Source organism: Cellulomonas sp. P1_C4 (genome assembly GCF_056406355.1).
The window spans coordinates 1-13,762 of sequence record NZ_JBFUAI010000012.1; the positions used below are offsets into that span (position 1 = coordinate 1).

Consider the following 13,762-nt stretch of genomic DNA (forward strand, 5'->3'; position numbering starts at 1 on the left):
AGGCCGCCGCCGCCGGACGGGCAACCATCGCTGCGTGCAGCCGGGCGGCGGCGCCGCGCAGGCCGTCGCCGTCGCGTGACGCCGCGCCCGTCGCGTCCAGCTGCCGCGTGAACCGGGCGGCCTCCTCGTCCAGCAGCGCGTCGGTGCGAACGGCGAGCCGCTCGTGGGCCTCCCGCGTGAGCCGGCGGACGGCGTCGTCGCCGAACACGGCCTCGAGCGCGCGCTGCGCGAGGAGCGCAGTCCCGCCGACGATGCCCACCTCCGCACCGGTGAGGCCGCCCGTCGATGCGAAGACCGCGACCATGAGGACGGCGCCGAGGCCGTTGATCCCGTACGAGTACGCGCGCGCGGCCGTCCGCCGCCCGGCGCCCTCCGTCTCCACCAGCGCGAGCACGTCGCTCTGCCAGGCGCGCACCTGTGCTGCCGAGCGCGTGCGCAGGTCACCCGACGCCCGGGACAGGGCGAGCCCGTCGAGCAGCGCCCGCCCCGCCGGGTCGTGCCGCCAGGCGGAGTGCGCGGTCTCGGCGGCGGCCTCGGCCGCGTCCTGCAGGACGGCCGCGAGACCGTGCGCGACGGCCTCCACCAGCGCCGGCTCCGCCGGTCGGCGACCGCGCACGAAGCCGACGACGCGGTCGCGCAACCGCGAGACGCCCTCCTCCAGGGACCGGAACCACTCGCTCGTGCCGACGACGTCCTGCCACCGGGCGAGGACCTCGCCGCGCAGCAACGACCCGTCCGAGGTGGCCGCCTCCACCTGCGCGGCCGCCGCGGCGTACGCGGCCGTGACCGCCCCGCGCAGGCGCACGTCCGCCGCCCGCTGGTCGTCCGCCGCCGCGGCGAGGTCGAGAGCCCGGCGGGACACGTCGGCCACGGCGCCGTCCCACGTCTCCGCGAGCGCGGCCGCGCGCACCTGCGGATCGGTGGCCGTGGTGGTGAGGAAGTCGGCGACGGGGCCGACGGCCGACTCCGGCAGGAGCCCGTTCTCGAGCTGCACCTCCGGCACCACGACGACCGTCGCCGACGCGAGGCCCGCATCCGCGAGCATCTGGCGCAGGTGGTCGCCGACCGCGGTCTCGGCGCCGGCGTCGACCCGGTCCAGCACGAGGGCCAGGTGGGTGCCGCGGCGCGCAGCGTCCGCCAAGAGCTCCCACGGCACCGCGTCGGCGTACCGCGCGGCGGTGGTCACGAACAGCCACACGTCCGCGGCGCCCAGCAGCTGGGCGGCCAGGATGCGGTTGCCCTCCTCGACCGAGTCCACGTCCGGAGCGTCCAGCAGCGCGAGTCCCACCGGCAGCGCCTCCGACGCCACGAGCCGTAGACCCGGCCGGGTCCCGGCCTCCGGCGCGGCGGTCGCGCGACTCAGGGACGGCAGCACCCGGTCCGAGCTGAACCACCGCACGTCCAGCGGGTGGTGCACCAGCACCGGCCACCGGGTGGTCGGCCGTAGCACCCCGGACGGGCTGACCTCCGCGCCGACGAGGGAGTTCACCACGGTCGACTTGCCTGCCCCGGTCGAGCCCCCGACCACCACGAGCACCGGGGCGCCGGGGTCGCGCAGGCGCGGCAGCAGGTAGTCGTCGAGCTGGTCGAGGACCCTCGTCCGGTCCGCCCGACCGGCCACGGCGGTCGCCGCCTCCAGCGGGAGGCGCAGGTCGGCCACCTCCGTGCGCAGCGCGAGCAGCGCGTCGACGAGCTCGTCGTGCTCCATCGCCGGCACCGCCTCTCGCAGGTCGTGTCGAGCGTATCGGCGCAGGTCGCAGGCGGCGCACCGACGACGAGGCCGCCCGCTCCCAGAAGGAACGGGCGGCCTGGTCGAGCACTCAGTCGCGGCGCAGCTTGCGGTACGTCACCCGGTGCGGGCGGGCCGCGTCGGCGCCGAGCCGCGCGACCTTGTTCTCCTCGTAGGAGGCGAAGTTGCCCTCGAACCAGTACCAGTTCGCCGGGTTCTCCTCGGTCCCCTCGTAGGCCAGGATGTGCGTCGCCACCCGGTCGAGGAACCACCGGTCGTGGGAGACCACGACCGCGCAGCCGGGGAACTCCAGCAGGGCGTTCTCCAGCGAGCCGAGGGTCTCGACGTCCAGGTCGTTGGTGGGCTCGTCGAGCAGCAGCAGGTTGCCGCCCTGCTTGAGCGTGAGCGCGAGGTTGAGGCGGTTTCGCTCACCACCGGACAGCACGCCGGCCGGCTTCTGCTGGTCCGGACCCTTGAACCCGAACGCGGCGACGTAGGCCCGCGACGGCATCTCGACGTTGCCGACCTTGAGGAAGTCGAGCCCGTCGGAGACCACCTCGAAGAGCGTCTTCTTGGGGTCGATGCCCCCCCGGGACTGGTCGACGTACGAGATCGACACCGTCTCGCCGACCTTGAGCTCGCCCTTGTCCAGCGGCTCGAGCCCGACGATCGTCTTGAACAGCGTGGTCTTGCCGACGCCGTTCGGGCCGATGACCCCGACGATGCCGTTGCGCGGCAGCGTGAAGCTCAGACCGTCGATGAGCACGCGCCCGTCGAAGCCCTTCTCCAGGTCCTTGGCCTCGAGGACGATCGAGCCCAGGCGCGGGCCCGGCGGGATCTGGATCTCCTCGAAGTCGAGCTTCCTGGTGCGGTCCGCCTCCGCAGCCATCTCCTCGTAGCGCGCGAGGCGCGACTTCGACTTGGTCTGGCGGCCCTTGGCGTTGGACCGAACCCACTCGAGCTCGTCCTTGAGTCGCTTGGCGAGCTTGAGGTCCTTCTTGCCCTGGATGGCGAGGCGCTCGCCCTTCTTCTCCAGGTAGGTCGAGTAGTTGCCCTCGTAGGGGTACAGGCGGCCGCGGTCGACCTCACAGATCCACTCGGCGACGTGGTCGAGGAAGTACCGGTCGTGGGTGACGGCCAGGATCGCGCCCGGGTAGTCCTTGAGGTGCGCCTCGAGCCAGAGCACGCTCTCGGCGTCCAGGTGGTTGGTCGGCTCGTCGAGGAGCAGCAGGTCCGGCTTCTCCAGCAGGAGCTTGCAGAGGGCGACCCGGCGGCGCTCACCACCGGACAGGACCGTGACGTCCGCGTCCGCCGGCGGGCAGCGCAGCGCGTCCATGGCCTGCTCGAGCTGGGCGTCGAGGTCCCACGCGTCGGCGGCGTCGATGGCCTCCTGCAGCACACCCATCTCCGCCAGCAGCGCGTCGAAGTCGGCGTCGGGCTCGGCCATCAGCGCCGAGATCTCGTTGTAGCGGTCGAGCTTGCCCTTGATCTCGGCGACGCCCTCCTCGACGTTCCCGAGCACGGTCTTCGCCTCGTTCAGCGGCGGCTCCTGCTGCAGGATCCCGACGGTGTACCCCGGGCTCAGGCGCGCCTCGCCGTTCGACGGCTGGTCCAGGCCAGCCATGATCTTGAGGATCGTCGACTTGCCGGCACCGTTGGGACCGACGACGCCGATCTTGGCGCCCGGCAGGAAGTTCAGGGTGACGTCGTCGAGGATGACCTTGTCGCCGTGCGCCTTGCGCGTCTTGTACATGGAGTAGATGAACTCAGCCACTGGCTCTTCGTCCGCCTCGGTGATCGTGGGGTCGCCCMGGCGCTGACCTGGCTCGGGGCACTGCTGACCGGCACCGCCGGCGGCGGGCCGACCGCGCAGCACGCGTGCGCGCGGTCCGACCTGTCGCCTCGTCGGGCGCCGGTGCCCCAGCCTAGGCGATCACCTGGCCGCGGCCAGCGCGAGCTCCGGCTCGACGTCCAGCTCGGGCCCGTCAACCGGAGCCAGGCCGGCCTCGTCGTCGTCGGGAAGCTCCTCCAGGTCGGAGACGTCAGCCGGGGCGTCGTCGGAGCCCGCCGCCGCGGCCGCGCTCACCGTCCGCGCGAAGTGGCTGCTGCCGAACACCAGGTTGTGCCCCAGCGCGCTCGCCTCGAGCACGAGCGTGGTGCGCGGCCCCTCCGGCCCGGCCCACTCCTCGGTCGAGAGCTGGCCCTGCACGATCACCGGGTCACCCTTGCGCAGCGAGCGCGCGGCGTTCACGGCCATCGCGCGGAACACCTTCACGTGGAACCACTCCGTCTGCGCGTCCCGCCAGGCACCGATGCCCTTGTCGAACCAGCGGCGCGTGCTCCCCACGCGGAACGTCGCGTACGGGACGCCGCCGTCGGTCTCGTGGAAGATCTTGGGCTCGGTGCCGATCCACCCCACCACGGTCAGGTCCAAGGTCTGCGTGCTCATGCGATGCCTCCAGTGCGCGGCGCCCCGACGGCTGCGGGGCTGGTGCGACCAGGCTGTCCGTGCGCGGACCCGTCGTGCGGCGGTCTGACGAGAACGTGGACGGCGCACGCGGGACGCGGGGCTGTGGGCGGCTCAGTCGCGCCGTCGGCGGTGGCCCGGCCACGACGCAACGCAGTGCGCGGCCGCACCCACCACGGCTCAGCCGCGGGCGGTCGCGATCAGCTCGCGCACGGTGCGGTGCTCGGACAGCACGGCCTCGGTCGGCACGGCGAGCCGCGCGCGAGCCACGCTCTCGAGCGCCACCCGCCCGTCGTGCAGCACCCKGGCGGACCGCCGACGAGCGGCCGCGCGACGGGCGACGACGGACCAGATCGCGGCCGCCACCGCGGCCACGAGCAGGACCACCGCCGCGACCGGCGCCCAGCTGTTCGAGCGCGTCCCCCCGACCAGCGACCCGACCGCGATCGACCCGACGAGCACCGCCGCACCCGCGAKCACGACGGCGGCGACCAGCAGCAACCGCGACAGGGCGGAGCGCCGGGTCGACACGGCGAGATGCGTGACCGCGTCGGTCACCGCGAGCCGCATCTCGGCGGTCGAGGCGATCCGTGACGCGACGTCCTGCCCCCACCGGCGAGGCAGCCCGCTGGTGACGGCGTCCAGCCAGGCAGCACGGGCGAGCCCGACCGTGTCCTCCTGCACGACCCCGAACCCGGGCGCCCCGGCCGATCCGGCGCGGACGGCCGTGGCGACACCGGCGGCCACGGACGGCAGCCCGATCGCGGTGGACAGCCGGTCGACGACGTCGACGACGGACAGGGCGGCGGGCGCGGGCTCTCGGGCGGCGACCTCGGCGGCGAGCAGCGCTGCGGCGTCGTTGATCTCCGCACCCGCGTGACGCGCGGCGGACGAGCGCGAGCTCACGGCGGTCGCGAGCAGCTCGCGCAGCACACCGATGCCCTCGCCGGTGCGGGCTGACGCCTCGCGGACCGGCACGCCGGTGAGACCGTCGTCGACCAGCAGGTGCTCGACGTCGGCCACCAGCTCCTCCCGGACGTCCTCGGGCACGGTGTCCACCTGGTTCAGCACCACGACCATCGACGCCTCGTGGCCGACGAGCCGGCGCAGGTAGCCGCTATGCAGGGCGTCGTCCGCGTACTTCTGGGGGTCCACCACCCAGGCGAGCAGGTCGGCCTGCGGCAGCAGGCGGTCGACCACCTCGCGGTGCTCGGGCGCGATCGAGTCGTGGTCGGGCAGGTCGAGCAGCACGAGCCCGCGCAGCGCGGCCTCCGACTCGCCGTCGAGCAGGCTCTCGCGCTCGATGCGGCGGTCGGGCACGACGCCGAGCCAGTCGAGCAGCGGACCTCCGTCGTGCCCCCAGACGCACGCGGTGATCTCGGAGGTGGTGGGGCGACGCACCCCGACGTCCGCGAAGTCGAGCCGACAGATCGAGTTGAACAGGCTGGACTTGCCGGACCCGGTGCCGCCCACGAGGGCGACGACGGTGTGGTCCACCCCGAGGGCGAGGCGCTCGCGCACGCCGTCCACGGTGGCGACGACACTCGCCACGACGGCGGGAGCAAGGCGCGTGCCGCCGACCGCGAGCGCGCGGTCCAGCGCGTCGACTCGGACCGCGAGCGCGGCCGTCTCGTCGCCGTGCAGCGGTCCGTCGGGCAGCGCGGTCACGTGAGTCCCTTCAGCACGGCGAGCCGCAGGCGGAGCCGCGACGCGGCGTCCTCGGCGAGGTCGGGGTCGGCGAGCACGTCGCCGACGGCGGAACGCTCGACCGCCACCTGGCCGGCGACCTGCGCCACCAGGTCGTCGCGCAGCTCCTCGACGGCCCGCTCACCGGCGGTGTCGATCAGGTCCACCAGCAGGTCGTGCGCGTCGCGGACACCGGCGGCGGCGGCGAGCGCCACAGCGGCCAGCCCGTCGTCCCCGAGCGCGTGCTCGGCCTTGCGCCGCCGACGAGCCTCCMGCGCGACGTCCCGGCGGGGGCGGGCGACGCCGTCGGCCGACGACTCCGCCGGACCGCTCGAGAGCGCAGCCCGCACCACCCGCGGGCCCTGCGCGGTCCACGCACGCGCGGCCTGCTCGGCCGCCGCCCGCCGTCCGGCCCGCAACCCGGTGGCCACCCACGCCGCGTCGACCGACGCGCCGCCMTCGGGCTGCTCGGGCGCGGTGAGCGCCGCGCGCAGCACCTCCTCGGTCTGCGCACCGGCCGCGGTGAGCACGGCGGCCGCCGAGTGCGTCAGGTCGTCGACGAGCGGGGCGGCAGCGGCGGCCCGGGCACGGCCCTCGCGCGCCGACCCACGCACGCGACCCGACGACCGGACTATCCCCGCGAGCGGGGCGCCGTCCGCCGTGAGCTCCGACCAGCGCGCCCGGACGGCGCCGTCCGCGACGGCCCCGCCCCTGATGGACGCCGCCGCCTGCGCGGTCGGCGCCTCGATGACCTCGTCGAGCACGGCCGCGATCCTGCTCGCCGCGTCCGCCTGCGCCTGCACGGCCTCGGCCAGCTCGTCGACCCACGGGCGCAGCGCCGACAGGGACCCTCGCAGCGTGCGGCCGATCACCGTGCGTGCCCGGTCCGGCCCGGCCAGCATCGCTAGCCAGCGCTGGATCGGCGCGACGACGGGCGCCGGGAGCAAGCCTTCGTGCGGGCCCAGGTCCGGGACGACGAACAACGGCGACCCCTGCAGCCCGTGCCCACGCAGCCGGTCCAGCAGGTCCCCGCGGACCGTCGGCAGCGACTCAGGAGGAACCCGGTTGAGCACCATCGCGATCGACGCCCCGCGCTCGACCGCGCCCTGGAGCACCCGCCACGGAAGCGCGTCGCCGTACCTCGCAGCCGTCGTCACGAAGAGCCAGAGGTCCGCCGCCTCGAGCAGCCGGTGGGCCGACTCCCGGTTCGACTCCAGCACCGAGTCCAGGTCGGGGGCGTCGAGCAGCGCGATGCCGCGCGGGACGTGCTCGTCGGAGACGACCGTCACCGACTCGAGGACCGGGTGGTGCGACAGCAGCTCCGTGTCGAGCGGGTGGTGCACGAGCACGGGACGCCGGGTGGTGGGCCGCAGCACGCCGGCCGTGCTCACCTCGGCCCGCACCAGCGAGTTCACCAGCGTGGACTTGCCGGCGCCCGTCGACCCCGACACCACCACGACCGCGGGCGCGGACAGCTCCGTGAGGCGCGGCACCAGGTGCTCGCCCAGCTGGTCGACCAGGCGCGCGCGCGAGGCCCGGGCGGACGTGATGCCGTCGATCTCCAGCGGGAAGCCGGTCGCCTCCACGTCGCGGCGCAGGTCACGCACCGCGTCCAGCAGGGAGGTCGCCGCGAGAGGTCGAGCGAGGACGTCGCGCGGGTCCACGGCGGCATGGCGCGCCGGTGCAGCCAGCGGCCGCACTGGTTGCGCGGGTTGCACTGGCGCCGTGCCGGGCTGCGCGCTCACGCGACCATTGTCGCGGTGCGATCTGACCTGGCAAAACGCGCCACGCGGGGCGGATGCGTGCGGTTCGCCCGGAACCGAGGATCCCGCGCCTCGCCGTTAGGCTGTGGGCGCACGCCCAGCCCCCGTAGCTCAACGGATAGAGCAACGGCCTTCTAATCCGTCGGTTGCAGGTTCGAGTCCTGCCGGGGGCGCCCACCATCGGCCGGCGCCGCGCCGGTGGAGTCCCGCCGGGGCACCCTGCGTCGGCGGGTCGCACCGACCGCCACCGCCACCAGCGCGAGCCCCAGCGGCACCACCAGGTGCCATCCCGCGAGCACGACGAGCACCAGCGACAGCGCGCACGCGAGCACGGCCGCCCACCACCCCCGGGTCCCCCGCGGGAGCAGCCGCACGGCCGCCGCGGTCCCGGCGGCGTAGATGGCGACGATGCAGCTGGTGTGCACCAGCACGAACGGCGCGAGCTCGCCGCCGGTGGCGACGGCGATCGCGAAGTACACCGCGGCCAGCACGGCGACGACGACCAGCGCACGTCGCGGCACGCCGCCCGGCTGCGCTCCCCGCGCCACCCAGCGGGGCAGGTCGCCGTCGCGGCCGAGCGACGCTCCCAGCTTGGCGAACGCCCCGAGGTACGTGCCGAGCACGCCGAGCGTGACGATCCCGGCGACGAGCGCCACCAGCACCCGCCCGACACCCGGCAGCCCCACGTCGACCAGATCCATCAGCGGGACGTCCGACGACGCGGCCGCCTCGCCCAGCACGGTCACGGTCACGTACTGCAGCGCGAGGTACGCGGCACCGACGACCACGAGCGCGATCGCGGTGGCCCGCGGGATGGTGCGCCGCGGGTCGCGGAACTCCCCCGCCATGTGCGTGACGGCCTCCCAGCCGGCAAACGCCCAGACGTACAGGCTCGCGGCGGCGGCGACGCCGGTCCAGCCGCGCGGCGCGAACGGCACGAGGGCCACGGGGTCGGCCGCGGGCAACGAGACCAGGACGACCCCGACCACCAGGACGACGAGCGCGCCCGTCAGCATCAGCTGGACGGGCCCCGCCAGGCGCAGCCCGACCGCGTTCGTGACCAGCGGCGGGACGAGGAACGCGGCGCCCACGGCGTACACCTGCCACTGCGTGCCGCCGAGCATGGCGACGACGTACTGCGCACCCAGCAGCGCCACGACCGGCGAGCCGACGCACACGCCGAAGAAGAACCAGTAGCCGGTCATCCGCGCCGCGGTCGCTCCCAGGGCGAGCCGGACGTAGGTCGCGACGCCGCCCGAGTCCGGGTGCCGCGTGGCCAGGGCGGCGAACGTCGCCGCCAGCGGGACCGAGGCCAGCAGGACGGCGGCGACGGCGACCAGGGAGGCGGGGCCGGCCGCCCGGGCGGCGAGCGTGGGCAGCAGCAGGATCCCGGTCCCGAGCACGGACGCGACGTACAGGGCGGAGCCGAGCGCCAGACCGATGCGTGGCTGGGCGTCGGCAGGCGCGGTCGGGGCGGCGAGGACGGGCACGCTGCAGCCTCTCCCGGCACTCCCCTCACGACCATGCGGCAGACAGGCGACGTCCGTCGACATCCCGCCAGCGTCGGCATCGAAGGACGGCCTCACGAAATCGGGAGAAACCGGCAGAAAAATGATGTGACGACGACCACACCGACGTGGTCGAGTACTCCCACACCACCCATAGTCCGGGCCTTCGGCCCTGACACCGTCATGCCCAGGAGCACACCGTGAACCCGAACATCTATCTCGAGCTCGCGCGCCAGGATCACTCCGAGCGCCTCGCTCAGTCCCATCACGCACGCGTCCGCGCTGCCGCGCGGCACGTCAGACAGCCGTCCGAGAACATCGGTCGGCCACCGGATCCGCGGCGCGTCCCGGCGCGCCAGCCACAGCTCGTCGACGCTCGCTGACCCGCACCACCACGGGCGCGGACCACCCTGCACACGCGGGGTGGTCCGCGCCCGTCGTCGCGCGTGCCACCATGACGCCATGTCGCCGCTGCCCTGCCTGCGCCCACGGCGCCCAGGGACCCGCTGATGGGCCGGCACGCCACGCCGGACCCGGCAGCCGAGCAGCCGCTGCCCAAGCGCCTCGCGCGGCACGTCGTCCTCTGGCTCGAACGCATCGGCCTCGGGCTCGCGGCCGGCGCGGCCACGCTCGGCGTCCTGCGCTGGGCCGGCACCTCGTGGACCGCGAGCTTCTGGATCGCCGGCGCCATCGCCGTCGTCGTCCCGGTCGCGGGCTGGCTGGCCTCGACGGTCCCGGGTCACGACGACACCGCTGTCTAGGGCTCAGCCCGGCGGACCCGTGTGCAGCCGGTCGACCACGGACACCACGCCGAGCACCGCGACCGCGAGCCCGGCCGCCGCCACGACGTCGGTGAGGAAGTGGTACCCGAGGTAGAGCCGGCTCAGCGCGACGAGCGCGGTGCCGACGACGGTCGCGACGCCCCAGAGCACGATCCGCCAGACCGACGGGTTCCGGCTGCAGACGAGGTAACCGGCGACGAGCAGCAGCGTCGCCGTCCCGAGGGTGTGCCCCGACGGGAACGATGCCGTCACCTCGGCGCCCGGCACCACCATCGTCTCGGACGGCGGCCTCGGGCGGTCGACCAGCCCCTTGACGGCGAGGCCGAGCAGCGTCGAGCCGACCATGGCCGACGCGAGCAGCACCGGCCGCCACCACTCGCGCCGCACCATGCCCCACACCACGCACGCCACGCCGACGACGATGGGCAGCACGATCGGCCCCGACACGAACGTGATCGCGGCCAGCGCCGCGGTCAGACCGGTGGTGCGATGAGCGACCATCCAGTCGAGCATCGGCTGGTCGAGGTTCCACAGGTCGTCCTTCTCCCGGACGGCGTCGAGCACACCGAAGAACACGGCGAGGCCCACCACGACGAGCAGCAGGCCCGGCAGCACCGCCCAGAGCGTCGGGCGCGCACGGAGGGCCACGAGCCACTGCGGCGGGGGGCTCTCGTCGTCGGGCACGAGCCGACGCTACCGGCGCCACGTGTCCGCGCGAGCGCAGGAACCCCGCGTCGCCCCCTAGGCTGACCTGCGTGACCAGCACGCCGACTCCCGCGCCCGCCACCCCCGGACACGAGAGTGCCGACCGCATCGTCTGGATCGACTGCGAGATGACCGGCCTGGACCTCGGCGCCGACGCCCTGGTCGAGGTCGCCGCGGTCGTCACCGACTCGGAGCTGCGCGTGCTCGGCGAGGGCGTCGACGTCATCATCGCGCCGCCCGGCGAGGCGCTCGAGCAGATGAACGACTTCGTCCGGACCATGCACACCACGTCCGGCCTGCTCGAGCAGCTGGCCGGCGGGACGACACTCGAGGACGCGCAGGCCAAGGTGCTCGAGTACATCCGCGCCTGGGTGCCGGACGCCGGGAAGGCGCCGCTGGCGGGAAACTCGGTCGGCACCGACAAGGCGTTCCTCGACCGCGACATGGCCGAGCTCGTCGGCCACCTCCACTACCGAGTGATCGACGTGTCGTCGATCAAGGAGCTCGCCCGCCGCTGGTACCCGCGGGTCTACTTCGCCTCGCCGCGCAAGAACGGCGGCCACCGCGCGCTCGCGGACATCCTCGAGAGCATCGACGAGCTGCGCTACTACCGGGCGGCGCTCCTGCCCGCCCAGCCCGGCCCCGACTCCGCGGCCGCGAAGAAGATCGCCGCGGAGGTCGTCGCGACGTCGGTCAAGGGCGCGCTGCTGCCGGAAGGCTGAGCGCGGGGTCGGAGGTCAGGTGCACCGTCTTCGACGATGGCTGCGCCGCCACGACCCCGAGGCATACGCCCAGCACCGGGCCCTGCGGCTCACGCTCGCGGCGACGACGGTTCTCGCGATCTCGGACCTGCTCCTCCACGACCCGCAGGTGGTCACGTTCGGGGTCTTCGGGTCGTTCKCCCTCCTGCTGTTCGCCGACTTCCCCGGCAGCCCGGCGGGTCGGCTCGGCTCGTACGCCGGCCTGGTGGTCGTCGGGGGCGTGCTGATCTGCCTCGGCACGCTGGTCTCGGCGTCGTGGTGGGCGGCCACGCTCGGGATGCTCGTCGTCGGCACCCTGGTCGCCTTCGCCGGGACCGTCTCCGCGGCGATCGCGTCCGCGCGCAACGCCACGCTCCTCCTGTTCATCCTGCCGGTGACGGTGCCCGCCGCGACGTCGGAGATCCCGTCCCGGCTGCTCGGGTGGGGCCTCGCCGCCGTGGTCTGCGTGCCGGCGGCGCTGCTGCTCTGGCCGCCCCGCGAGCACGACCGGCTGCGGTCGACCTCGGCGGCCGCCTGCGGCGCGCTCGGTGCCCAGCTGGCGGCGTTGTGCGACGCGCGCCCGGCCGACGAGGTGGACCCTGTGTCTACTGGGTTTGCCGACCTGCGCCGGGCGCTGCGCGGCACCGCCTACCGGCCCGTCACCCTCACCACCGGCAGCCGCTTGCTGCTGCGCCTCTCCGACGAGCTCGAGTGGCTGCACCAGCTGGTCCGCGTGTCCCACCCCGCGGCGGTCGCGGGCTGGCCGGCGTGGACCCTCCAGGTGGTCCGGTCGTGCGCCGCGGTGCTCACGGCATCGGGCGCGGTGCTGCGCCCCGACCCGCACTCGGCCGCGTCCGCCGACGCCCGGMGCCACCTCGACGCCGCCCTCGCGGCGCTGGCCGACACCCRTCGGGCGGMCGTCGACGAGCTGGCCGACGAGCTCGTGCACGGTGTCCCGCCCACCGCCGACCAGGTCGACCACCACGCGCAGCGGGCACACGCGTGGGCCTATGCCGCCGAGCTCGCGGGCCGGACCGCTGCGGCCTCGGCGGCGGCCGATGCCCGGCCCCTGGTCGACCGGCTGCTCGGTCGCGGCGCCACGCCGCTCGCGGTCGGACCCGTCACGGCGGCGGGTCGCCTGGCCGCGCAGCAGGTGCACCGCGACTCCGTGTGGCTGCAGAACAGCCTGCGCATCGGCGCCGGGTTGGCCGTCGCCGTCCTCGTCGCGCAGCTCAGCCACGTCGACCATGGCTTCTGGGTGGTGCTCGGCGCGATGTCGGTGCTGCGGACCTCGGCGCTGACCACCACGTCGACCGTCCTGCGCGCGCTGCTGGGCACGGTCGCGGGGTTCGTCGTCGGCGGCGGGCTGATCCTGCTCGTCGGCTCGGGTCCGGCGACGCTGTGGGTGCTGCTGCCCCTGGCCGTGCTGGTCGCCGGGTTCGCACCGCAGACGGTGTCGTTCGCCGCGGGTCAGGCCGCCTTCACGGTCGCCGTTCTCATCCTCTTCAACATCCTGGCGCCGGTCGGCTGGGAGGTGGGGCTCGTGCGCGTGCAGGACGTCGCGATCGGGTGCGCGGCCGCCCTGGTCGTCGGGCTGCTGTTGTGGCCGGGGAGCGCCGACGCCCGGGTGCGGCACGCGCTGGCCGAGGCGTACCGGACGGCCGCCGACCTGCTCGCGGACACGGTGCGCCGCACGATCACCCCCGAGCTGCCTCGCACCGCGGAGCCGGCAGCCGCCTCCGCGGCCCTGCGGCTCGACGGTGCGTTGCGACAGTACCTGGCCGAGCGCGGGATCCGACCGGAGGGCCTGGAGACGGTGACGGCGGTGGTCAACGGCGTGGGTCGGTTGCGCCTCGTCGCCGAGGCGATGGACCGGTTCCCGCATCCGGACCCCCTCCCGCCCGACGGCGACGGGCAGATCCCCGCGCTGCTGCTCAGCCGCTCGGCAGGCGCGCAGGGCTGGTACCACGGCATCGCCGGCGCGCTCGTGCAGCGGGGCCTCCCGGTGCCCCCGCCGTTGCCCGCCGACACGCAGGAGCGAGTCGTGGGGCTCCTGGCGGCGGCCCGCCGGCCACGCAGCGACGCGGTGGCGCGCCGCGAGCTCCAGCTGGCGTGGGTCGGGCTGTTCCTCGACGACACCGCGGCGCTGTCGGCCAGGCTCAGCGGGCCGGTCGAGCGGCTGTGCCTGGGCGCGGAGACGGCCCCGGGAACGACGTCGGGCGCCGACCAGCTGGTCGACGCCCGACGCGATGGGGTGGCTAACGGGACTTGAACCCGCGACCCCCTGGACCACAACCAGGTGCTCTACCACCTGAGCTATAGCCACCACGATCCCCCGACGCGCACGCCGGGGCGTCCAGAAGTGTACCCGAGCCGGAGACC

Annotated in this window: 11 protein-coding genes and 2 tRNA genes; 5 read left to right on the forward strand and 8 right to left on the reverse strand. The window is 74.7% G+C overall.

Annotated elements, in window-relative coordinates:
• The 5 genes from AC1DYZ_RS10730 to AC1DYZ_RS10750 all read right to left on the reverse strand — a co-directional run.
• Nucleotides 1-1,708: dynamin family protein (locus AC1DYZ_RS10730; RefSeq protein ID WP_477065186.1), on the reverse strand; the 1,708-nt coding region annotated here is incomplete at its 3' end.
• Nucleotides 1,709-1,820: 112 nt separating this feature from the next.
• Nucleotides 1,821-3,503, reverse strand: a complete 1,683-nt coding sequence (gene ettA / locus AC1DYZ_RS10735) for an energy-dependent translational throttle protein EttA (RefSeq protein WP_456825936.1) — start codon at nt 3,501-3,503, stop codon at nt 1,821-1,823.
• Nucleotides 3,504-3,662: 159 nt separating this feature from the next.
• Nucleotides 3,663-4,178 (reverse strand): single-stranded DNA-binding protein, encoded by a 516-nt coding sequence (locus AC1DYZ_RS10740; RefSeq protein ID WP_477065187.1) that lies wholly within the window; start codon nt 4,176-4,178, stop codon nt 3,663-3,665.
• 198 nt (nt 4,179-4,376) lie between these two features.
• A complete protein-coding gene (locus tag AC1DYZ_RS10745) occupies nt 4,377-5,864 on the reverse strand; it encodes a GTPase (RefSeq protein ID WP_477065188.1) in 1,488 nt (495 codons plus the stop codon).
• The gene (locus AC1DYZ_RS10750) at nt 5,861-7,627 is read right to left on the reverse strand and encodes a GTPase (protein WP_477065189.1); all 1,767 of its coding nucleotides are present in this window, start codon (nt 7,625-7,627) and stop codon (nt 5,861-5,863) included. Before AC1DYZ_RS10750 ends, AC1DYZ_RS10745 begins: the two co-directional genes overlap by 4 nt.
• Nucleotides 7,628-7,745: 118 nt before the next feature.
• Between AC1DYZ_RS10750 and AC1DYZ_RS10755 the strand changes: the two genes are divergently transcribed.
• Nucleotides 7,746-7,818: transfer RNA gene (locus tag AC1DYZ_RS10755), tRNA-Arg, on the forward strand.
• Here AC1DYZ_RS10755 and AC1DYZ_RS10760 read toward each other — a convergent pair.
• On the reverse strand, nt 7,780-9,198 hold the full coding sequence (locus AC1DYZ_RS10760) for an APC family permease (RefSeq protein ID WP_477065328.1): 1,419 nt from the start codon (nt 9,196-9,198) through the stop codon (nt 7,780-7,782). The genes AC1DYZ_RS10755 and AC1DYZ_RS10760 overlap by 39 nt on opposite strands.
• Nucleotides 9,199-9,353: 155 nt before the next feature.
• On the opposite strand from AC1DYZ_RS10760, the gene AC1DYZ_RS10765 reads away from it, so the two are divergent.
• Nucleotides 9,354-9,536: a hypothetical protein gene (locus AC1DYZ_RS10765; RefSeq protein ID WP_477065190.1), complete on the forward strand. Its 183-nt coding sequence runs from the start codon at nt 9,354-9,356 to the stop codon at nt 9,534-9,536.
• Between the two features lie 126 nt (nt 9,537-9,662).
• Nucleotides 9,663-9,914 carry a hypothetical protein gene (locus AC1DYZ_RS10770; protein WP_477065191.1) on the forward strand — a complete coding sequence of 84 codons (252 nt, stop codon included), beginning with the start codon at nt 9,663-9,665 and terminating at the stop codon, nt 9,912-9,914.
• A gap of 3 nt (nt 9,915-9,917) precedes the next feature.
• On the opposite strand, the gene AC1DYZ_RS10775 is transcribed toward AC1DYZ_RS10770, so the two are convergent.
• Nucleotides 9,918-10,619: a phosphatase PAP2 family protein gene (locus AC1DYZ_RS10775; protein WP_477065192.1), complete on the reverse strand. Its 702-nt coding sequence runs from the start codon at nt 10,617-10,619 to the stop codon at nt 9,918-9,920.
• 71 nt (nt 10,620-10,690) lie between these two features.
• Here AC1DYZ_RS10775 and orn point away from each other — a divergent pair, with 71 nt between their 5' ends.
• Both orn and AC1DYZ_RS10785 read left to right on the forward strand, forming a co-directional pair.
• The gene (gene orn / locus AC1DYZ_RS10780) at nt 10,691-11,362 is read left to right on the forward strand and encodes an oligoribonuclease (protein WP_477065193.1); all 672 of its coding nucleotides are present in this window, start codon (nt 10,691-10,693) and stop codon (nt 11,360-11,362) included.
• A gap of 19 nt (nt 11,363-11,381) precedes the next feature.
• On the forward strand, nt 11,382-13,652 hold the full coding sequence (locus tag AC1DYZ_RS10785) for an FUSC family protein (protein ID WP_477065194.1): 2,271 nt from the start codon (nt 11,382-11,384) through the stop codon (nt 13,650-13,652).
• Here AC1DYZ_RS10785 and AC1DYZ_RS10790 read toward each other — a convergent pair.
• A tRNA-His gene (locus AC1DYZ_RS10790) sits at nt 13,631-13,706 on the reverse strand. The two genes, AC1DYZ_RS10785 and AC1DYZ_RS10790, sit on opposite strands and share 22 nt — an antisense overlap.
• Between the last annotated feature and the right edge of the window lie 56 nt (nt 13,707-13,762).